The following is a 20,127-nucleotide window of genomic DNA, read 5'->3' as shown; positions in this document are numbered from 1 at the left end:
GGAAACGGAAAGACCGCCATTGTACCGGCCGCACGCAGGCGGGGTCAGATCCCTTTACATGGAAAAGGGATCTGACCCCGGTTCAACGTGCCACGGGCGCGGCCTCACCTTGCGCGGCCTGCACGTCCGGGTCGGCGGTCGGCGCCGACAGTCCCACCTGCGGGCCGGCACCGGCCAGGGCGGCCGCTTCGGCGGCCTGGGTCATCACCACGATGCTGATGCGGCGGTTGATCGGGTTCTGCGGGTCGGCCTTGTCGAACAGCACCGACGAAGACAGGCCGACCACGCGGGTGATCTTGCTGTCCTCCAGGCCACCGTCCACCAGCGCACGCCGTGCGGCGTTGGCACGATCGGCGCTCAGCTCCCAGTTGCCGTAGCCGCGCGCGGCCGAATAGGCGGTGATGTCGGTGTGGCCGGTCAGGCTGATCCGGTTCGGCACATGGTTCAGGTAGTTGGCCAGCTCGTGCAGGATCTGTTGCGTGTACGGCTTCAGCGTAGCGCTGCCGAGGTCGAACATCGGCCGGTTCTGCTTGTCCACGATCTGGATGCGCAGGCCTTCCGGGGTCAGGTCCAGCAGCAGCTGGTCCTTGAACGGCTCCAGTGCCTGGCTCCTGCTGATCGCTTCCTGCAGTTCCTTCATCAGCGCTTCCAGCTGCTGCTTGTCGCGCTGCTGCTGGTCCACCGGCTGCGGCACCGCTTCCTTCTGGTTCTGGAAGGGATCGTTGCTGCTGCCGCGCGAGATGTCGGTGGCACCACCCAGCTTGATCATCGAGGTGCTGGCGCCGCCCGGGCCGGCCATGCCGGGCGCCGGCGTGGCGTTCTGCCCGCTCAGCGGGCTGGGGTTGCGGAAGTACTCGGAAATGGCCGCACGGTCGTTCTTGTTGGTGGTGGCCATCAGCCACAGCACCAGGAAGAACGCCATCATCGCGGTCACGAAGTCAGCATAGGCCACCTTCCACGAACCGCCATGATGGGCGGCGTGGCCGGCCTTCTTGACCCGGCGGACGATGACAGTGGGCTTGGTCTCGGCCATGGTTTACTTGACCGTCTTCAGGTGCTGCTCGAAATCGGAGAAGGCCGGGCGCACGTTCGACGGCAGCGTCTTGCGGGCGAATTCCAGCGCGATCTTCGGGTTGTAGCCGCGCAGGCAGGCCAGCAGGGCGGTCTTGACCGATTCGTAGATGCGGCTGTCCTGCTCGGCGCGGGCCTCCATTGCTGCCGCCATCGGGCCGACGAAGCCGTAGCCCAGCAGGATGCCCAGGAAGGTACCGACCAGCGCGCCGGCCACGTGGCCACCGACCTCGACGATGTCACCGCCGATCGAGCCCATGGTGATGACGATGCCGAGCACCGCCGCGACGATGCCGAAACCGGGCAGTCCGTCGGCGACCTTGGTCAGCACCTGCGACGGCGCCATGGCCTCGGCGTGGTGCTTCTCCAGTTCCAGCTCCAGCAGCGGCTCGAGCTCGTGCGGCTCGATGTTGCTGCCGATCATCAGGCGCAGGCAGTCGGTGATGAAGTCGATCAGGTGGTGGTCGGCCTGCACCTTGGGGTAGTTGGCGAACAGGGCGCTCTCGGCCGGCCGCTCGACATGGTCTTCCAGGGCCATGAAGCCTTCGCGGCGGGCCTTGTTGAGCAGTTCATAGAGCAGGCTGAGGACATCGATGTAGTCCTGCTGCTTGTAGCGCGGACCCTTGAAGACACCGACCATGGCCTGCAGGGTCTGCTTGACCGTCTTGGCCGGGGTGCCGACCAGGAACGCGCCCAGTGCGGCACCGCCGATGATGACCAGCTCGTAGGGCTGCCAGAGGGCACCCAGGCGGCCGTGGGCACCGAGGTAGCCCCCGATCACGCTGATGATGACGACCAGGAATCCAACGATGATGAGCATGGGGCGACGCAAGGAGGGGGGATATCTCCTTGTCGGCCCGTCACCCGGTTTTCTGAAGAGGGAATTCTGTGAAATCGGTCAGCGGGGTGTTTCAGCCCGCCACACCGCTTTCCGCGCCGCCACGCTGCAACGGGTCGGGCCAGGGCTCGCCATTGCCGGTGAACGAAAGTGAGACGGAGTTCAGGCAGTGGCGCTCGTAGGTGGGCGGCGGACCATCCGGGAATACGTGGCCGAGGTGGCTGCCGCAGCGCGCGCAGGTGATCTCGGTGCGCACCATGCCATGGCTGGTATCGCGGATCTCGCGCACGTGCGCCGGGTCGAACGGGGCGAAGAAGCTGGGCCAGCCGGTGCCGGAATCGAACTTGGTGCTGGAGCGGAACAGCGGCAGCGCGCACAGCCGGCAGCAGTAGACGCCCTCGCGCTTGTTGTCCAGGAACACGCCGCAGAACGGCGCTTCGGTACCGTGCTGCAGCAGCACGCGGCGCTCTTCGCTGCTGAGGCCGGCGATCAGCGCCTCGGTCTGGGTGGCAGTGGGGGGCGTCAGGTCGAAGGCAGTCATGCCGGCTCTCCGTGGGGTCGATGGCCTGGGGATGCCGGAAAACGTGGGGGTGCCGGCGCGCGCTTGCAAGTGTGACGGCCGTTCATGGGCGGCACACAGGTGCAGGCGCAAGGTAAATGCGATCCACGCCGGAGCGTGCCATGAAACCGACCCTTCCCCTGCTGCTGATGGCCCTGTTGCCCACGTTGGCGCTGGCCCAGGTGCCTGCTGCCGACCCGACGGTCACCCGCAGCGCGACCACCGTGGCTCCGGCGCCGGTGGTACCGCCGCCGCAGGCCGCACGCCCGCAGCCGCAGGTGCTGCCGTCGCCGCAGCCGGCGCAGCCGATCAGGTCCACGGGTCCTGCCCGGATTGCGCCCGCCCCGGCGCCGAGGCCGGCCGACAAGGTCTATGACCGCAATGGCCGCATCGTGCCTGGCGTGCGCCCGGCTGGCCCGAACCGGGTGTTCGATTCGCGTACCGGCCGCTATTACGACAGCGTGCCGGCCGGCGATGGGCAGCAGATCAAGCGCTGAGCTCGGATGCCAGGCAAGGGTGGCAGCTTCCACACACTGCACGGCCTGAACGCACGAAAACAACATCCTGCCGATCACTGCTTTTTCGCCTGCGATTAACCGTGCCGGGACCACCGTGGCCCTGCGCCGGCATTCCGCCGCCGCATGTCCTTTGTCCACTGGATCGCGATCATGAAAAACCAGCAGAACCGTCATCCCGGCAAGGAACCGCAGGGCCGCAACCCGCAGCAACAGCAGCAACAACAGATGGAACCGCAGCAGCCGCACAAGGGTGGCAAGCAGCAGGAACAGCGCTCGCAGAAGCATCCGCAGCAGCGCTGACTGTCGACATGACCGGGGTCAGAGCCCGCTGCGCGGGATCTGACCCCTTGCCTGACCCCGACCGGGGCCGGATCCCGCAACGCGGGCTCTGACCCCAACCTGCGACCGCCTCAATCCGGAATCGGCAGGCTCAGCGTTTCCTTCACTTCTTCCATCACGATGTAGCTTTTGGATTCACGCACATGCGGCAGTGTCAGCAAGGTGCTGCCGAGCAGCTTGCGGTAGGAGGCCATCTCACTGATCCGCGCCTTCAGCAGGTAATCGAAGTCGCCCGAGACCAGATGGCACTCGAGCACATTGGGCAGCTTCAGGGCGGCGCGCCGGAACTCTTCGAAGATGTCACCGGACTTGTAGGCCAGGCTGATCTCCACGAACACCAGCAGGCTGGCCTTCACCGCCGCCGGGTCCAGGTGGGCGTGGTAGCCGGTGATCACCGCTTCGCGCTCGAGCCGGCGCACGCGCTCGGTGCACGGGGTGGTCGACAGGCCGACCCGCTCACCCAGTTCGGTGAAGGAAATACGGCCCTCCGCCTGCAGGATGCGCAGGATCTTGCGGTCGATCTTGTCCAGTTCGCGGGTACGGGTGGCCATGGCCGTCAACCTTGGGGAATGAATTGCAGGAGAACATCCTGCCGGTTGATTTCAAATCAGGCAAATCAACTGGGATTGGCTGTCTATACTTCCCCAATTATGGTCCCGGCACGCTCCAGTGCAGGGAATGATCGGGTTGGAGAAGTCCCATGCGAGTTCTAGTCCTCGGCAGCGGCGTGATCGGCACCACCAGTGCCTGGTACCTGCGACAGGCCGGGTTTGAAGTCACGGTCATCGACCGCCAACCCGGCCCGGCGCTGGAGACCAGCTTCGCCAATGCTGGCCAGCTGTCGTTCGGCTACACCTCGCCGTGGGCAGCCCCGGGCGTGCCGAAGAAGGCCATCGGCTGGCTGTTCGAGAAGCACGCGCCGCTGGCGATCAAGCCGGGCATGGACCTGGCCCAGTACCGCTGGCTGTGGCAGATGCTGCGCAACTGCACCCACGAGCGCTACGCGATCAACAAGGCGCGCATGGTGCGCATGTCCGAGTACAGCCGCGACTGCCTGAACGAGCTGCGCGCGCAGATCGGCATTGAGTTCGAAGGCCGCGACCTGGGCACCACGCAGCTGTTCCGCACCCAGCAGCAGCTGGATGCCTCTGCGCAGGACATCGAGATCCTGGCCCAGTACGGCGTGCCGTACGAGGTGCTGGACCGCGCCGGCATCATCCAGGCCGAACCGGCCCTGGCGCATGTCGATGGCCTGGTCGGCGCGCTGCGCCTGCCGCGTGACCAGACCGGCGACTGCCAGCTGTTCACCCGGCGCCTGGCGCAGATGTGCGTGGACGCCGGCGTCGAGTTCCGCTTCGACCAGGACATCACCGGCCTCGAGTTCGAGGGCGACCGCATCACCGGCGTGCGCATCGACGGCAAGCGGGAAACCGCCGACCGCTTCGTGGTCGCGCTCGGCAGCTATTCGCCGGCGCTGGTCGCACCGCTGGGCATGCGCCTGCCGGTGTACCCGCTGAAGGGCTATTCGCTGACCCTGCCGATCACCGACCCGGCGATGGCGCCGACCTCTACCATCCTCGACGAGAGCTACAAGGTGGCGGTCACCCGCTTCGACGACCGCATCCGCGTCGGTGGCATGGCCGAAGTGGCCGGTTTCGACCTGTCGCTGTCGCAGCGACGCCGCGAGACCCTGGAGCTGGTGGTCAGCGACCTCTACCCGAAGGGCGGCGACCTGTCGCGCGCACAGTTCTGGACAGGCCTGCGCCCGGCCACGCCGGACGGCACGCCGGTGATCGGCGCCACGCCGTTCCGCAACCTGTACCTCAACACCGGCCACGGCACCCTGGGCTGGACCATGGCCTGCGGCTCGGGCCGTTACCTGGCCGACCTGATGAGCGCGCGCCAGCCGCAGATCAGCACCGAAGGACTGGATATTTTCCGCTACGGCCAGTACGGTCACGCCCCGCAACATGAGAACCGCACATGCGTCCTGCCCGCGCGCTGATCGATCTGGGCGCCCTGCGCAGCAATTACCGGCTTGCCCGTGAACTGGGCGGTGGCAAGGCCCTGGCGATCATCAAGGCCGATGCCTATGGCCATGGCGCGGTGCGCTGTGCACAGGCGCTGGAAGGCGAGGCTGATGGTTTCGGCGTGGCCACCATCGAAGAGGCGCTGGAACTGCGCCAGGCCGGGATCCGTGCGCCGATCCTGCTGCTGGAAGGCATCTTCGAACCCAGTGACATGGCGCTGGTGGCCGAGCACGATTTCTGGTTCGCGGTGGGCTCGCCGTGGCAGCTGGAAGCGCTGGTCGCATTCGACAGCCCGCGCCCGCTGACCGTGTGGCTGAAGCTGGACAGCGGCATGCATCGCCTCGGCCTGGACGTGGACAGCTTCCGCGCCGCGCATGCACGCCTGTCGGCGCTGCCGCAGGTCGAGCGCATCGTGCTGATGACCCACCTGGCGCGTGCCGATGAGCTGGACAGCGAACGCACCCATGAACAGGCGGCGACCTTCGCGCGCGCCATCGACGGCCTGGACGGCGAGACCAGCGTGTGCAATTCGCCGGCACTGCTGGGCTGGCCGGATGTACGCAGCGACTGGGTGCGCCCGGGCCTGATGCTGTACGGCGCCAATCCGCTGCCGGACAACACCGCGCTGACCGAGCGCCTGCGCCCGGTGATGACGATGCAGTCGAAGGTGATTGCCGAGCGCTGGATCGAGGCCGGTGAGCCGGTGGGCTATGGCGCACGCTTCGTGGCCAAGGCGCGCACCCGCGTGGGCGTGGTCGCGCTTGGCTATGCCGACGGTTATCCGCAGTTCGCCCCCAACGGCACGCCGGTACTGATCGATGGCCAGCCCGGCGTACTGATCGGGCGCGTGTCGATGGACATGCTGACGGTGGACCTGACCGCGCATGCGCAGGCCGGCATCGGCAGTGTGGTGGAACTGTGGGGTTCTGCGCCGACGCTGTCGGAACTGGCGCCGCGCTGCGGCGTGAGTGCCTACCAGCTGCCGTGCGCGGTCAAGCGCGTGGCGAAAGTCTACGTGTAGAGCCGAGCCCGCGCTCGGCTCTGGTAGCAGCCGACCCTGGTCGGCACCGTGCAATGCGTGTCGACCAAGGTCGACACCTGCCGGCAGGTAGAGCTGCCCGGAATCATCGTGCAGCAGTAGCCCGCGTGCTCAGCTCACGCTTCACCCAGTCGTCGATCAGGCGCTTCTCGTAGCGCAGCGGATCGCTGTCGCTCTTCAGCCCCAGGTTGTGCAGGTAGCCGGTGTCGCTGAGCTTGGCTTCGCCCTCATCGACGATGCGACCACTGGCGTCCTTCAGCGTGTACTGCAGGGTGATCCGCGGCGGATAGATGTCGCGCATGATCCGGATGTCGCTGCCGCGCGGGCCGTGCCAGGGCTCGTAGTCGCCGGCGCGCTTGATGTCGACCAGGGTCACGTCCAGGGTCTGCCCGGGCTGCAGCGGTTTGGCCGCCGTGGTCTGCACGTAGCTGGCCAGCTGCTGCACCCAGTTGCCGCGTTCGGCCTCGAAGCGGTTGGTGCTCTGGCGGATTTCGGTGAATCCGGCTGGATCGTCCCACTTCACGCTGACCGGGCCATTGGCCTGCAGCGCGCGGGGCGCATCCGGATCGGTGACGGCGCGCGGCGCGGCGTTCGCGCTGCCCGCCATGAGGGCGCCTGCCAGCAGCAGGGCAGTGGCCAACGAGCGGTTCATGACGGTCTCCTGCGTCCCATCGACGGGGACGATGCGATTTATAGATCGAGTGTGATCCCGCTTTCCAGCCACCGCAACGGCCGATTGCGACACCGACAAGCGCGGTTGCCGCCAATTCATCGTCGTCAACCATGACTGACGGCGCTTGACGCTGTGAATACGCGCTTTGGAAGATGCTGTGCTTCCAATCCGGCCCGTCCAGACGCCCTTGTCCACACTGCCGCCCCTCGTGGAGCGCCCACCGATGATGGTGCAGGCGCCCGAACCCGACCTGCATCATGGCGTGCTTGAGCGCATCAACGCTGGTTTCTGCGTGATCCAGGTGCTGTTCGAGGGCGATCGTGCGGTCGACTATCGTTTCCTCGAGGTCAACGATGCCTTCGAGCGCCACACCGGGCTGAAGGATGCGCGTGGACAGCGCATGACCGGGCTGGAACCCAACCATGAGCAGGACTGGTTCCGCATCTACGGCGAGGTCGCACGCAGCGGCCGTCCCGCCCAGTTCGAGATGGAAGCGCGTGCGCTGGGTCGTTCGTTCGCGGTCGACGCGGTGCGCGTGGGCCGGCCAGGCGAGGACAAGGTCGGCATCCTGTTCTTCGACATCACCGCGCGCAAGCAGATGGAAGTGGAGCTGGGCGAGAGCGAAGCGCGCTTCAGCGCACTGGCCGACGGCCTGCCGATGCCGGTGTGGGTGCTCGATGAGCGCGGCCATGCCCGTTTCGTCAACAGCGCCTTCAGCGAGTTCTTCGGTGGCGACGAGACGCGTGTGCCGGAAGATGTCTGGCGCGGCCTGGTGCATCCGGACGATGCGTCGGTATTCGAATACGAACTGCAGGAAGCGCTGAAGGCGCAGCGTTCGATGCACGCGCTGGTGCGTGCGCGGCGCGCCGATGGCCAGTGGCGTTGGCTGGAGATGAACGCACGCCCGCGTTTCTCGCGGATGGGCCGCTTCATCGGCCTGGCCGGCAGCAGCCCGGACGTGACCGAACGCCGCGAGATCGAACTGGCCCGCGAGGAACTGCTGCAGTCCGAACGCGCCGCGCGCAGCGCTGCGGAGAACATGGCGCGGCTGAAGGACGAGTTCCTGGCCACGCTGTCGCATGAACTGCGTACGCCGCTGACCACCATCCTCGGGTGGAGTGAGCTGCTGCTGCAGCGTGTGGACAACACCAGCCCTCTGTACAAGGGCCTGAACGTGATCGCCAACAGCGCCGGCGCGCAGAAGCGGCTGATCTCGGACATGCTGGACCTCAGCAGCATGCTGCTGGGCAAAGTGCAGCTGGAGGTGGAAGTGCTGGACCTGCGCACGGTGCTGGGCGAGGCCATCGGCGCGCAGGAACTTGTGGCCGAAGGCAAGGCACTGGACGTGCACCTGCAACTGCCCGAACAGCCGAGCCTGGTGCTGGGCGATGCCACGCGCCTGCAGCAGGTGTTCTGGAACCTGCTCTCGAACGCGATCAAGTTCACCCCGGCTGAAGGCCGCATCGACCTGCAGCTGCGGGCCGACGGCAACCACTGGGAGATCACCGTGCGCGACACCGGTGATGGCATCGCACCCGAATTCCTCAATCACCTGTTCAGCCGCTTCCGCCAGGCCGATGGCACCACCACCCGGCGCCATGGTGGACTGGGACTGGGCCTGGCGATCGTGCAGCAGCTGGTCGAACTGCATGGCGGCACGGTCGCTGCGGCCAGCGAGGGCCACGGCCATGGCGCCACGTTCACCGTGCGCCTGCCGCAGCACCTTCCCGATGCCGAGCGGCGCCCGCTGCGCGAAGTGATCAGCGGGCCGATCCTGGAACCGGTGATCGTCGAGCCGTATCCGCTGCGCGGCATGCACGTGCTGGCGGTGGAAGACCAGCCGGAAGTGCTGGAGTACCTGCGGCGCATGCTGGAAGAGCAGGGCGCCAGCGTATCGGCGGCCAGTTCGGCCGGTGAGGCGCTGGCGTTGCTGGCCGACACCGGCCATCTGCAGTACCACGTGATGCTGACCGACATCGGCATGCCGGGCATGGATGGTTATGGCCTGGTGCGCACGCTGCGCGAGGACATGGGCGTGGATGCCACGACCCTGCCCGCGGTCGCCGTCACCGCGCTGGCGCGTGCCGATGACCGCCGCCGTGCGCTGGCGTCGGGTTTCCAGGAACACGTGGCCAAGCCGTACTCGGTGGCGCAGCTGGTGGCTGCGGTGCGCAAGGTGCAGGTACCCCGCGCGGACAGCGCGCTGCACTGAGCATTCACGGCCGATCGGTGACCCTGCATGCAGGAGGTCGCCGATGTCCCGCATAGCTCCCCGTATCCATACCGATCCGGCGCAGGTCGCGCGCCTGGAAGCCCTGCTGCCGCAGCTGGAAGGCGAAACGCAGGTGGAACTGATTCTGCACGATGGCCGCCGCCTGCTCGGCACGGTGGCCGTGAGGCCAACCGTGCAGCAGTACCGCAACGTCGCTGGTGATGAAGGCAGCAACGGCCAGCTGCGCCTGGATGACTACGACACGCCGGTGCAGCAGCACCATGTGTGGCTGGACGAGATCGCCAGCATCAACCGCCTGCCACCCAAGGCGCCTTGATCGGATGTAGAGCCGAGCCCACGCTCGGCTGCGCCGTCGCCCGAGCGTGGGCTCGGGCGCTACCGGTGTGTCAATGCTCGAACAGGGTCGGCGTCGCCTCGAATCGGCGTGCGTACGCCCGCTCCTCTGCAATCCTCGCCACCTCGTCATCGGCCAGGTCCGGTGCCCCGTAGACGGCGTAGGCCACGCTGCCATCGGCGCCATGGCCGACCTGGTGCAGCCGGTAGCGCGAGTGGCCGCCGCCGGTGTCCTCGGGGTAGTGCACGGGCGGATGGCTGCCTTCCAGGTCCATTTCACTGTTGTCGACCACGCCACCGACGAACAAGGCTCGCATGCAGGTTCTCCTGGGTTTCCGGGGGAGCCTCTACCCTGAACGTTTCAATGTTTCTGGCGGATCAAGGCCCCGTTCGGGTTTCGCAAAGCGGGCCGCCGGGGCCGGCCCGGCCAAGCCGGTACAATGGACGGCCCTCACGCTTGAAGTACCCGCGCCGATGGCCTCCAGCGACGACGCCCCCCTGCAGACCCTGCTCCTGCCGTTCTCCCAAGGCGCCCTGCGCTGGCCGGAGGGCCCGGTGGCTTTCCTGCGTGCCCGCGATGGCTGGCCGCTGCGCGAAGCGGCCGGCAACCGCGAGCTGCACTGCGAACAGAGCTTCGCCCCGTTCGCGCAGCCGCTGCAGCTGGCCGCCGGCTGGACCGTCAGCGGCCAGCTGGACGATGTGGCCGGCAAGGGCCGTTACCCGCTGGTGCTGGTGCTGCCGCCGCGCCAGCGTGAAGAAGCCCGTGCGCTGTTCGCCCGCGCGTTGGCGCTGGTCGCCGAGGGCGGCCGCATCGTTGCCTGCCAGGCCAACAACGAAGGCGCGCGCTCCGGTGAAGGCGACCTCAAGCAGCTGGCCGGTCTCGGCGGCTGCCTGACCAAGAACCACTGCCGCGTGTACTGGACCGCCCCGCTGCAGGGCCAGCACGACGCCGACCTGGCCAAGCGCTGGTCGGCGCTGGATGCGGTGCGCCCGATCATGGGCGGACGCTTCCTCAGCCGCCCGGGCGTGTTCGCCTGGGACCGCATCGATCCGGCATCGGCGCTGCTGGCCGAGCACCTGCCGGCCGACCTGGCCGGCCGCGCCGCCGACCTTGGCGCCGGCTACGGCTATCTCTCGCGCGAGCTGCTGGAACGCTGCCCGAAGATCACCGCGCTGGACCTGTACGAGGCCGAGCAGCGTGCGCTGGCCCTGGCCGAACTGAACCTGGCGCCGCCGCCGCGCGCGCTGCCGCTGCGCTTCCTGTGGCGCGACGTCACCGCCGGCATCGAGCCGGGCTACGACGTCATCATCAGCAACCCGCCGTTCCACACGCCGTCGCGTGCCGACCGCCCGGACATCGGCCAGCGCTTCATCGCCGTGGCCGCGCAGGCGCTGCGCCCGGGCGGACGCCTGTACGTGGTGGCCAACCGCCATCTGCCGTACGAGCACACCCTCAACGACAGCTTCGGTGCGGTGCGCGTGGTCGCCGAGCGCGACGGTTTCAAGCTGGTTGAAGCAGTGAAGGGGAAGGGCAAGTGAAGCTGGTCAAGCTCATCGCCAACCTGGGCTATGGCAGCCGCAAGCAGGTGCAGTGGATGTTCCGCGAAGGCCGCGTCACCGACGCCGACGGTGAGGTGCTGTACGCCGATGACCAGGTGCCGCACGAGGCGATCCGCGTCGATGGCGAGCCGCTGGACCCGCCGGTGGGGCTGTCGATCGCGCTGCACAAGCCCGCCGGCTACACCTGTTCGACCAAGGACACCGGCCGCCTGATCTACGACCTGCTGCCGCCGCGCTTCCGCGACCGTGATCCGGTGCTGTCCACGGTGGGCCGCCTCGACCGCGAGACCAGTGGCCTGCTGCTGCTGACCGACGATGGCGGCCTGCTGCACCGGATCATCTCGCCGAAGTCGAAGCTGCCGAAGGTCTACGAAGTCGAGTTGAGCGAGGACCTGCGCGGCGACGAAGTGGCGTTGTTCGCCAGCGGCACGCTGATGCTGGAGTCCGAGAAGACGCCCCTGCTGCCGGCTGAACTCGAAGTGCTGGAGGCGCGTCGCGCACGCCTGGTGCTGCATGAAGGCCGCTACCATCAGGTACGCCGCATGTTCGCCGCCACCGGCAACCACGTGCAGGCCCTGCACCGCAGCCGCGTCGGCGGGCTGGACCTGCAGGGGCTGGACGAAGGGCAATGGCGGCAGCTCACTTCCACCGACCTGGATACGTTGTTCGCTCCATGACCCCCTTCGCTGCGCTGCCGTTCCTGCCCGACGCCGTCATCTTCGACATGGACGGCCTGATGATCGACAGCGAGCGGGTCTCGCTGGCCTGCTGGAGCGAGGCCGCCGACGAATTCGGGCTGGGCCTGGAGGAAGCGGTGTTCCTGCGCATGGTCGGCCTCGGCGACCACGATACGCATGCGTTGCTGCGCGCGCAGGGCATCGAGGACAGCGTGATCGACGCGGTGGCGGCGCGTTGCCATGAGCTGTACGAAGCACGCACGCAGACCGGGCTGCCGCTGCGGCCGGGCATCCTGGAGCTGCTGGAGCTGCTGAAGGCGCACGCGGTACCGCGTGCGGTGGCGACCACCACGCGGCAGCCGCGCGCCAACCGCAAGTTGGCGGCCGCAGGCCTGCTGCCGTACTTCGATGCCGTGATCACCAGTGGTGATGTGGCGCGGCCGAAGCCGGCGCCGGATATCTACCTGCTGGCCGCGCAGCGGCTGGGCCAGGCGCCCGAACGTTGCCTGGCGCTGGAAGATTCACCGGCCGGCACGCGGGCCGCACTGGCCGCCGGCATGACCGTGATCCAGGTGCCGGACCTGGTGCATCCGGATGAAGAGCTGCGCGCACTGGGCCACCGCATCGTCGACTCGCTGGTGGACGCGCACGCCCTGCTGCTGCCGCTGCTGCCGAAGTAGCGGTGGGTGCCGACCTTGGTTGGCACTGAGCCGGGCATGGGCTCGGCTCCACATCTTCTGGTGGGTGCCGACCGTTGGTCGGCACACCTGTTCAATCACACCCGCCCGAACACCAGCGCAGCGTTGGTGCCACCGAAGCCGAAGCTGTTGGACATCACCGTGTCCAGCTTCTGCTCGCGGCTCTCGCGCAGGATCGGGAAGCTCTCCACCTTCGGGTCCAGCTCGCCGATGTTGGCCGAACCGGCGACGAAGCCATCGCGCATCATCAGCAGGCAGTAGATCGCCTCGTGCACGCTGGCCGCGCCCAGCGAATGGCCGGACAGCGCCTTGGTCGAGGACAGCGGTGGTACCGCATCGCCGAACACTTCACGGATCGCGTTGAGCTCGGTGACATCGCCCAGCGGGGTCGAGGTGCCGTGGGTGTTGAGGTAGTCCAGCGGGCGATCGACGCCCTGCAGTGCCATCTTCATGCAGCGCACCGCGCCCTCGCCGGACGGCGCGACCATGTCGGCGCCATCGGAGGTCACGCCGTAGCCGATCAGCTCGGCATGGATGCGCGCGCCACGCGCAACGGCGTGGTCGTAGTCCTCCAGCACCAGCATGCCGCCGCCACCGGCGATGACGAAGCCGTCGCGGTCCTTGTCGTACGGACGCGAGGCGCTGGCCGGGGTCTCGTTGAAGCTGGTCGACAGCGCGCCCATCGCATCGAACATCACGCTCATCGACCAGTGCAGGTCTTCACCGCCACCGGCGAACATGATGTCCTGCGCACCGTGGCGGATCATGTCCGCGGCAGCCCCGATGCAGTGCGCCGAGGTCGCGCAGGCGGCCGACAGCGAGTAGCTGACGCCCTTGATCTGGTAGGCCGTGGCCAGGCAGGCCGAGACCGTCGAGCACATCGTGCGCGGCACCATGTACGGGCCGACCTTGCGCACGCCACGTTCGCGCAGCAGGTCGACCGCGCCGATCTGCCATTCGCTGGAGCCGCCGCCGGAACCGGCGATCAGGCCGGTGCGCAGGTTGCTGACCTGCTCGGGGCTGAGCCCGGCATCGGCGATGGCATCGCGCATGGACAGGTAAGCGAAGGCCGCCGCATCGCTCATGAAGCGCTTCTGCTTGCGGTCGATCAGCGCCTCCAGATCGAGGTCGACGCGACCGCCGACCTGGCTGCGCAGGCCCGCTTCGGCATGGTCGGCCAAGGCGGTGATGCCCGAGCGCCCTTCGCGCAGCGCGGCCGAAACGGTATCCAGATCATTGCCGAGGCAGGACGTGATGCCCATGCCGGTGATGACGACGCGACGCATCAGAAGCTCCCGGTTTCAGTGAACAGGCCGACGCGCAGGTCGCGCGCGCTGTAGATTTCGCGGTCATCCACGTACATGCGGGCGTCCGACTGGGCCATCACCAGCTTGCGGTTGATGACACGGCTGATGTCGATCTCGTAGCGCACGAGCTTGGCGTCCGGCAGTACCTGGCCGGTGAACTTCACCTCGCCGCAGCCGAGTGCGCGGCCCTTGCCGGGGGCACCCAGCCAGGTCAGGAAGAAGCCGGTCAGCTGCCACATGGCGTCCAGGCCCAGGCAGCCGGGCATCACCGGGTCGCCGATGAAGTGGCAGCCGAAGAACCACAGGTCCGGGCGGATATCCAGCTCGGCGCGTACCATGCCCTTGCCGTGCGGTCCGCCGTCCTCGTGGATGTCGGTGATGCGGTCGAACATCAGCATCGGATCGTTGGGCAAACGGCCGGCGGCGGTGCCGAACAGTTCACCGCGTGCGCTGGCCAGCAGCTGTTCGCGGTTGAACGCGTGGAGACGGGTCATGAAGCACAATCCTGGAAGCGGGGAAACAGGGAAACAAGCGTTCGAGGATGCCCGTGGAAACTGCGCCGATCAAACATTTCAACCGTACGCAACCGTAGTGTTTTCAATGGAATACGCGCATCCTGTTGATGTGCAACGACCATACTTCGGCGTGTGGCCCGTTCGGCACGCCCCCGCCCTTTCCGCCTGACATGACCCGACTGCGCAAGATCATCCACGTCGACATGGACGCGTTCTACGCGTCGGTGGAGCAGCGCGACGATCCGTCACTGCGCGGCAAGCCGGTGGTTGTGGCATGGCGCGGCGCGCGCTCGGTGGTGTGTGCGGCGTCCTACGAGGCACGCGTGTTCGGCGTGCGTTCGGCGATGCCGGCGCTGCGCGCCGAACGCCTGTGTCCGGACGCGATCTTCGTGCCGCCGGACTTTGCACGTTACAAGGCGGTGTCACGCCAGGTACGCGAGATATTCCTGCGCCACACCGACCTGGTCGAGCCGTTGTCGCTGGACGAGGCCTACCTGGACGTGACCGAGCCGAAGAGCGGCATCGAACTGGCCACCGACATCGCCCGCACCATCCGTGCGCAGATCCGCGAGGAGACGAACCTGACCGCTTCAGCCGGGATCGCGCCGAACAAGTTCCTGGCCAAGATCGCTTCGGACTGGCGCAAGCCCGATGGCCAGTTCGTGATTCCACCGCAGCGGGTGGACGCCTTCCTGCTGCCGCTGCCGGTGAACCGGGTGCCAGGCGTCGGCAAGGTGATGGAAGGCAAACTTGCCGCGCGTGGCATCGTCACCTGCGGCGACCTGCGGCAGTGGTCCCTGGTCGACCTGGAAGAGGCGTTCGGCAGTTTCGGCCGCAGCCTGTACAACCGTGCACGCGGCATCGACGAGCGGGCGGTGGAACCGGACCAGCAGGTACAGTCGATCTCCTCGGAGGACACCTTTGCCGAGGACCTGCTGCTGGAAGACCTGGGCGAGGCGATCGTGCAACTGGCGGAGAAGACCTGGAATGCCACGCGCAAGACCGAACGCGTCGGCCACACCGTGGTGCTGAAGCTGAAGACCGCGCAGTTCCGCATCCTCACCCGCAGTTTCACCCCGGAGCGCCCGCCGGAATCGATGGAAGAACTGCGCGACATCGCACTGGCCCTGCGCGCCCGCGTCGACCTGCCGGCGGAGACGCGTTACCGCCTGGTCGGCGTCGGGCTGGGTGGGTTCCGCGAAAAGGAGGCCATGGTGCAGGGGGAATTGTTCGAGCACGGACCGAGCGATTCCACATCCCTCTGATCGGCAAAGGCGGGGTCAGAGCCCGTTGCGCAGCAACGGGATCCGACCCCAGCAGATTGCCGAGATCTGTCGAAGGCGAGGTGGGTCCGGTTGCGGGGGCGTGAGCGGCATGGATGCCGCGACCAAGCCCCCATGGACGGGTTCACGGCGTCCCCTGCCATCGGACCCACCCCGCCAACCCACAGATATCCAGCTGTTGCCGTTGCATTGAGCAGGTGCAGGGCGCAGCCCTGCAAAACAACCCTTTACCTTAAGGCCACTGCATCTCGCCCCTGGCCACTTTCGCACTCAGCTCCAGCGATGCCACGCCATCCAGCTTCGGGTAGCGCGACTGCATTGCTTTCACCAGCGCCGCACTGTCCCTGGCCTTTGCCGTCTCGGCATCGAACGCGCGGATGTAGTCCGCGGTGAAGCGCAACGCACTGGCATCCAGCGCCGCACCCGGCGCGTAATGCCCCGGCACCACCACCTTCGGCTTCAGTGCCTGCAACCGCTGCAGGGTCTGCAGCCAGTCGGTGTGCGACTTCGGCGTCTGCGTGTCGGCCATCCACACGTGCTCGCCGGCCACCACCGGAATGCCACCGACGATCGCGCGCAGCGACGGCACCCACAGCACCGTGCGGTCCGGGGTCGGGCCATCCAGGCCGATCAGCGGCAGGCGCTGGCCTTCCAGCTCCAGGGCATCGCCATCCAGCACCTGCGGCAGCACGATGCGCGCGGGCACGTCGGCACCCATCTTCGGTCCCCAGTAGGCCAGCTTGCCGGCCTGGGTCTGCTGGATATGGGCGACGGTCTGCGCGGTGGCGACGATGCGCGCCTGCGGGAACGCGTCCTGCAGGGTAGCCAGGCCGAAGTAGTAGTCCGGATCACCGTGGCTGATGTAGATGGTGGTCAGCTGCTTGCCGCTGGCGCGGATCAGCTCGACCAGTCTGCGCGCATCGCTGGCACCAAACTGCGCATTGACCAGGATCGCGTCGTGGCGGCCTTCGATCAGCACCGAGGACACCGAGAACATTGCCTGCGGGCCGGGATGGAAGGTCTGCAGGTGCAGCTGGGATTTCGTCGCCGCCGCCGGCGTCGTGGTGGCCGGTGCGGCCAGCAGCGGCGCACTGGTGAAGCTGGCGGCCAGGGCGAGGGGAAGCAGCAGGGCAGCGGTACGCATGGGAACTCCTTGTGTAGAGCCGGGCCAATGCCCGGCTGCATGTTCGCGTAGAGCCGAGCGCGGGCTTGGCTCTACATGGGACGTGCGTGGATCAATACGCTGCGGTGATGATCTGCTTCGGATACGCGTGCGCTTCCAGTTCGGCGACGAACGCCGCGCCATAGTCGGCGTAGCTGATGCGGCTGTGGCCGCTGGTATCGGCCAGGAACGCCTTGGGCTGCACGCGGTACTGGCCGCGCTCTTCACCCGGGCCGATTTCGGCGGCCGGCGAGAAGAAGGTCCAGTCCAGGTCGTCCACTGCCTGCAGGCGGTTGAACGCCTCGCGGTGGGCCAGCGCGTACGGCTTGTAGGCCTCCGGGAAGGTGGGGGTGTCGACCAGCTGCACGCCGGGTGCGACTTCCAGGCTGCCGGCACCGCCAACCACCACCAGGCGCGGCACGCCGGCCTTGCGCGCGGCAGCCACCAGCTGCGCGGCGACCTCACCGACGCGGCCGATGTCATCGCCCGGGCGCGGGCCGTAGGCACTGGCGAGCACGTCGTGGCCGGCGATGGCGGCAACCAGCGCGTCCTGGTCATCCAGCGAGGCGATCACCGGATGGGCACTGGCCAGCTCGGCCGGGAGGTCCTGCGCGCTGCGCACGATGACGGTGAGTTCGTGGCCGCGGGCCAGCGCGTGGCGGGCGATCTGGCGGCCGATGTTGCCGGTGGAACCAACGAGGGCGATCTTCATGGCAGGACTCCGTGGGGCGCTGTGGGGTGGGAATGGCGCCACTCTAGGCCGCTGCAGTCGCTCGAAAAACAGCGTATAACGCGCTTGTTTGTTGCATGGATCGAGCATATGGACCGATTGACCGCCATGACCGTGTTCGTCGAGGTGGCCGAGCGCGGCAGCCTGACCGCGGCGGCAGAGGTGCTGGACATGTCGCGGGCGATGGTCAGCCGCTACCTGGCTGAGGTCGAGGGCTGGCTGGGCGCACGCCTGCTGCACCGGACCACGCGCCGGGTCAGCCTGACCGGCCCGGGCGAGGCGGCGCTGGCGCGCTTCCGGCAGATGCTGGCGATCGGCGAGGAACTGCAGGGCGAGCTGGCCAGCGATGATCCGGAGCCGCATGGCACGCTGCGGGTGACTGCCAGCGTGTCGTTCGGGCAGAGCCACCTGGCGCGGGCGGTGGCCGGCTTTGTTGCGCGCCATCCGGCGGCACGCATCGAGCTGCTGCTGGTCGACCGCACGGTCAACCTGGTGGAGGAGCGGGTGGACCTGGCCGTGCGCATCGCGCGCCAGATCGATCCCAGCCTGATCGCGCGGCGGCTGGCCACCTGCCGCTCGGTGCTGTGCGCGACGCCGTCCTACCTGCAGGCACGCGGCACGCCGACTGCTCCCGAGCATCTGGCCGCGCACAACTGCCTGACCCACCACTACGTCGGCAAGAGCCTGTGGCAGCTGCACCGGGACGGCCGTTCACTGTCGGTGGCGGTGGGCGGCAACATCAGCGCCAACGAGGCCTCGCTGCTGCTGGAGGCAGTGCGGGCCGGTGCCGGTATCGCCATGCTGCCGACCTACCAGGTGGCGCCGCTGCTGCGTACCGGCGAGCTGATCGAACTGCTGCCCGAATTCAGCCTGGACGAACTCGGCATTCATGCCGTGTACGCGTCACGGCGACAGCAGCCCGCTATCATGCGGCGATTCCTGGACTACCTGGCCGAGTGTTTCGCCAGCCCGGCCTTCCAGGATCTGGATTGGCGCCCACCGGGCAAGGAGAACACATGAACCATGGACAGGCCTTGATCGACCACAACCGTGCTGCCTGGGACCGCCAGGCCAGCGAAGTGCGCGAATGGTCGCGCCCGGTGGAAAGTTCAACCATTGCCGCCGCGCGCGAAGGCCGCTGGCAGGTGCATCTGACCCCACGCGCGCTGCCATTGGACTGGCTGGGCGATGTGCGTGGCCGCCGCATCCTGTGCCTGGCCTCGGGCGGGGGCCAGCAGGCACCGGTGCTGGCCGCTGCGGGCGCCGACGTCACCGTGTTCGATCTCTCAGACGGGCAGCTGGAACAGGACCGCAGCGTGGCGGCGCGCGATGGACTGCAGCTGCGCACGGTGCAGGGCGACATGCGCGACCTGCACGTATTCGCCAACGACAGCTTCGACGTGGTGTTCCATCCGATCTCCAACCTGTACGTACCCGACGTGCGCCCGGTGTGGACCGAATGCCGCCGCGTGCTGGCGCGCGATGGCATGTTGATGGCCAGCTTCTACAACCCGGTGCTGTTCGTCGGCGCGCGCGATCCGCAGCTCGATGCGCAGGGCCTGATCCGGCCGCAGTACGCCATTCCCTATTCGGACCTGGAAGACCTGCCCGCCGCAGAACGTGAGGCGAAACTCGGCCGCGGCGATGCGCTGACCTTTGGCCACAGCCTGACCGAACTGATCGGCGGGCAGCTGGATGCGGGGTTCGTCATCGATCGCTTCATGGAAGACTGGCAGCCGCAGCCGCGCTTCCTGATCGACCGCTACCTGCCCACGTTCCTGGCCACCCGCGCACGCCGGATCGGTTGAGGCGGATCGGCGCAGAAACCAGCGGCGTACAATGGGCGGCCCAATGTCGTGCAGGTGCCGTCCCTTGTCGTATCCCTATCCGCTGGTCGTGTTCGACCTTGATGGCACGCTGGTCGACAGCGCAGCTGATATCGCCGAAGCACTGAACCGCACGCTGGAAGACATCGGCATGGCACGCGTGCCGGAAGCCACGGTTCTGGGCTGGATCGGCGACGGTGTGCGCCGCCTGGTCGAGCAGGCCGTGCATGCCGCGGGTCGTGAGGTCGACCTGGCCGAAGTGATGCCGGTGTTCATGGTGCACTACCGTGAGTGCCTGTTGCGCAGCCCGCGCCTGTTCGATGGCGTGGCCGAAGCGCTGATGCAGCTGCGTGCACGCGCTGTTCCGCTGGCGATCTGCACCAACAAGCCCGAAGCGCTGGTGCCGCCACTGCTGCAGCACCTGGGCATTGGTGATGCGTTCGCGCTGGTACTGGGCGGCGATTCGCTGCCGCAGCGCAAGCCCAGCGGTGAGCCGCTGCGGCACATCGCTGCGCACTTCGGGCTGGCGGTGGATGCCTGCCTGATGGTGGGTGATTCGTTGACCGACTACCGCGCCGCTGAAGAGGCGGGTATGCCGATCGCACTGGTGCGTTACGGTTATCCGCGTGGCCTGGACCTGGCCACCGCACAGGCGGTGGCGGTGATTGACGACCTGCGTGAGTTGCCGGGGTTGCAGGGCTGACGCAGGGGGTAGTGCCGGGCGCTGGCCGGCAAC

At 67.7% G+C, this 20,127-nt stretch carries 23 protein-coding genes; 13 read left to right on the top strand and 10 right to left on the bottom strand.

The annotated features are described in order from the left end of the window. Positions 1-82 precede the first annotated feature (82 nt). The 3 genes from motB to msrB form a co-directional block, all read right to left on the bottom strand. Positions 83-1,033, bottom strand: a complete 951-nt coding sequence (gene motB / locus AC5QAB_RS12045) for a flagellar motor protein MotB (protein WP_053495233.1) — start codon at positions 1,031-1,033, stop codon at positions 83-85. 3 nt (positions 1,034-1,036) lie between these two features. Continuing rightward, positions 1,037-1,891, bottom strand: a complete 855-nt coding sequence (motA, locus tag AC5QAB_RS12040) for a flagellar motor stator protein MotA (RefSeq protein WP_014645799.1) — start codon at positions 1,889-1,891, stop codon at positions 1,037-1,039. 91 nt (positions 1,892-1,982) lie between these two features. Beyond that, positions 1,983-2,450 (bottom strand): peptide-methionine (R)-S-oxide reductase MsrB, encoded by a 468-nt coding sequence (msrB, locus tag AC5QAB_RS12035; protein ID WP_005415117.1) that lies wholly within the window; start codon positions 2,448-2,450, stop codon positions 1,983-1,985. A 140-nt stretch (positions 2,451-2,590) separates the two neighbouring features. Between msrB and AC5QAB_RS12030 the strand changes: the two genes are divergently transcribed. After that, a complete protein-coding gene (locus tag AC5QAB_RS12030) occupies positions 2,591-2,965 on the top strand; it encodes a classical arabinogalactan protein 4 (RefSeq protein WP_100449309.1) in 375 nt (124 codons plus the stop codon). A gap of 144 nt (positions 2,966-3,109) precedes the next feature. Further along, a complete protein-coding gene (locus AC5QAB_RS12025; protein WP_049441350.1) occupies positions 3,110-3,286 on the top strand; it encodes a hypothetical protein in 177 nt (58 codons plus the stop codon). 110 nt (positions 3,287-3,396) lie between these two features. On the opposite strand, the gene AC5QAB_RS12020 is transcribed toward AC5QAB_RS12025, so the two are convergent. Then, positions 3,397-3,876 (bottom strand): Lrp/AsnC ligand binding domain-containing protein, encoded by a 480-nt coding sequence (locus tag AC5QAB_RS12020; RefSeq protein WP_004140558.1) that lies wholly within the window; start codon positions 3,874-3,876, stop codon positions 3,397-3,399. A 149-nt stretch (positions 3,877-4,025) separates the two neighbouring features. Between AC5QAB_RS12020 and AC5QAB_RS12015 the strand changes: the two genes are divergently transcribed. Together AC5QAB_RS12015 and alr are read left to right on the top strand one after the other, a co-directional pair. After that, complete coding sequence (locus AC5QAB_RS12015; RefSeq protein ID WP_032959242.1) at positions 4,026-5,330, top strand: D-amino acid dehydrogenase; 1,305 nt, start codon at positions 4,026-4,028, stop codon at positions 5,328-5,330. Further along, complete coding sequence (gene alr, locus AC5QAB_RS12010; protein ID WP_014645804.1) at positions 5,309-6,376, top strand: alanine racemase; 1,068 nt, start codon at positions 5,309-5,311, stop codon at positions 6,374-6,376. Before AC5QAB_RS12015 ends, alr begins: the two co-directional genes overlap by 22 nt. A 103-nt stretch (positions 6,377-6,479) precedes the next feature. Here the strand turns inward: alr and AC5QAB_RS12005 are convergent, their stop codons facing one another. Continuing rightward, the gene (locus AC5QAB_RS12005; protein WP_014645805.1) at positions 6,480-7,046 is read right to left on the bottom strand and encodes a DUF3016 domain-containing protein; all 567 of its coding nucleotides are present in this window, start codon (positions 7,044-7,046) and stop codon (positions 6,480-6,482) included. Positions 7,047-7,290: 244 nt separating this feature from the next. Here AC5QAB_RS12005 and AC5QAB_RS12000 point away from each other — a divergent pair, with 244 nt between their 5' ends. Next, positions 7,291-9,279, top strand: coding sequence for an ATP-binding protein (locus tag AC5QAB_RS12000; RefSeq protein WP_197561875.1), 1,989 nt, complete (start codon positions 7,291-7,293; stop codon positions 9,277-9,279). A gap of 43 nt (positions 9,280-9,322) precedes the next feature. Further along, positions 9,323-9,616, top strand: a complete 294-nt coding sequence (locus tag AC5QAB_RS11995) for a DUF3247 family protein (protein WP_164110295.1) — start codon at positions 9,323-9,325, stop codon at positions 9,614-9,616. Positions 9,617-9,686: 70 nt separating this feature from the next. Here AC5QAB_RS11995 and AC5QAB_RS11990 read toward each other — a convergent pair whose 3' ends face one another. Beyond that, on the bottom strand, positions 9,687-9,950 hold the full coding sequence (locus tag AC5QAB_RS11990; protein WP_241875811.1) for a hypothetical protein: 264 nt from the start codon (positions 9,948-9,950) through the stop codon (positions 9,687-9,689). A 157-nt stretch (positions 9,951-10,107) separates the two neighbouring features. On the opposite strand from AC5QAB_RS11990, the gene AC5QAB_RS11985 reads away from it, so the two are divergent. Genes AC5QAB_RS11985 through AC5QAB_RS11975 form a run of 3 tightly spaced genes read left to right on the top strand, consistent with a single transcriptional unit; the run spans position 10,108 to position 12,550 of the window. Then, positions 10,108-11,172, top strand: a complete 1,065-nt coding sequence (locus AC5QAB_RS11985; protein WP_049408280.1) for a class I SAM-dependent methyltransferase — start codon at positions 10,108-10,110, stop codon at positions 11,170-11,172. Next, entirely contained in the window at positions 11,169-11,870 is a 702-nt protein-coding gene (locus tag AC5QAB_RS11980; protein ID WP_014645809.1) for a pseudouridine synthase, read from the top strand. Before AC5QAB_RS11985 ends, AC5QAB_RS11980 begins: the two co-directional genes overlap by 4 nt. After that, positions 11,867-12,550 (top strand): HAD family hydrolase, encoded by a 684-nt coding sequence (locus tag AC5QAB_RS11975; protein ID WP_053495237.1) that lies wholly within the window; start codon positions 11,867-11,869, stop codon positions 12,548-12,550. Before AC5QAB_RS11980 ends, AC5QAB_RS11975 begins: the two co-directional genes overlap by 4 nt. A gap of 95 nt (positions 12,551-12,645) precedes the next feature. On the opposite strand, the gene fabB is transcribed toward AC5QAB_RS11975, so the two are convergent. Together fabB and fabA are read right to left on the bottom strand one after the other, a co-directional pair. Beyond that, entirely contained in the window at positions 12,646-13,854 is a 1,209-nt protein-coding gene (gene fabB, locus AC5QAB_RS11970; protein WP_049408278.1) for a beta-ketoacyl-ACP synthase I, read from the bottom strand. Further along, complete coding sequence (gene fabA, locus AC5QAB_RS11965; protein ID WP_014035851.1) at positions 13,854-14,369, bottom strand: 3-hydroxyacyl-[acyl-carrier-protein] dehydratase FabA; 516 nt, start codon at positions 14,367-14,369, stop codon at positions 13,854-13,856. Before fabA ends, fabB begins: the two co-directional genes overlap by 1 nt. Before the next feature lie 191 nt (positions 14,370-14,560). On the opposite strand from fabA, the gene dinB reads away from it, so the two are divergent. Further along, positions 14,561-15,655 (top strand): DNA polymerase IV, encoded by a 1,095-nt coding sequence (gene dinB, locus AC5QAB_RS11960; RefSeq protein ID WP_053495238.1) that lies wholly within the window; start codon positions 14,561-14,563, stop codon positions 15,653-15,655. A 250-nt stretch (positions 15,656-15,905) separates the two neighbouring features. Here the strand turns inward: dinB and AC5QAB_RS11955 are convergent, their stop codons facing one another. Next, positions 15,906-16,817 (bottom strand): MBL fold metallo-hydrolase, encoded by a 912-nt coding sequence (locus tag AC5QAB_RS11955; protein WP_241884883.1) that lies wholly within the window; start codon positions 16,815-16,817, stop codon positions 15,906-15,908. A 91-nt stretch (positions 16,818-16,908) separates the two neighbouring features. Further along, positions 16,909-17,547, bottom strand: coding sequence for an NAD(P)-dependent oxidoreductase (locus AC5QAB_RS11950; protein WP_053495240.1), 639 nt, complete (start codon positions 17,545-17,547; stop codon positions 16,909-16,911). Positions 17,548-17,655: 108 nt separating this feature from the next. Between AC5QAB_RS11950 and AC5QAB_RS11945 the strand changes: the two genes are divergently transcribed. The 3 genes from AC5QAB_RS11945 (at position 17,656) to gph (ending at position 20,094) form a co-directional block, all read left to right on the top strand. After that, a complete protein-coding gene (locus tag AC5QAB_RS11945) occupies positions 17,656-18,585 on the top strand; it encodes a LysR family transcriptional regulator (RefSeq protein WP_014645815.1) in 930 nt (309 codons plus the stop codon). Continuing rightward, positions 18,582-19,373, top strand: coding sequence for a class I SAM-dependent methyltransferase (locus tag AC5QAB_RS11940; protein ID WP_014645816.1), 792 nt, complete (start codon positions 18,582-18,584; stop codon positions 19,371-19,373). Before AC5QAB_RS11945 ends, AC5QAB_RS11940 begins: the two co-directional genes overlap by 4 nt. A gap of 64 nt (positions 19,374-19,437) precedes the next feature. Next, positions 19,438-20,094 carry a phosphoglycolate phosphatase gene (gene gph / locus AC5QAB_RS11935; protein WP_075076144.1) on the top strand — a complete coding sequence of 219 codons (657 nt, stop codon included), beginning with the start codon at positions 19,438-19,440 and terminating at the stop codon, positions 20,092-20,094. Positions 20,095-20,127: the final 33 nt, after the last annotated feature.

The organism is Stenotrophomonas sp. YJH_SMC_127 (genome assembly GCF_059372445.1).
The sequence above is the reverse complement of the archived record's forward strand: the minus strand, read 5'-3'. Positions and strand labels throughout refer to the sequence as shown.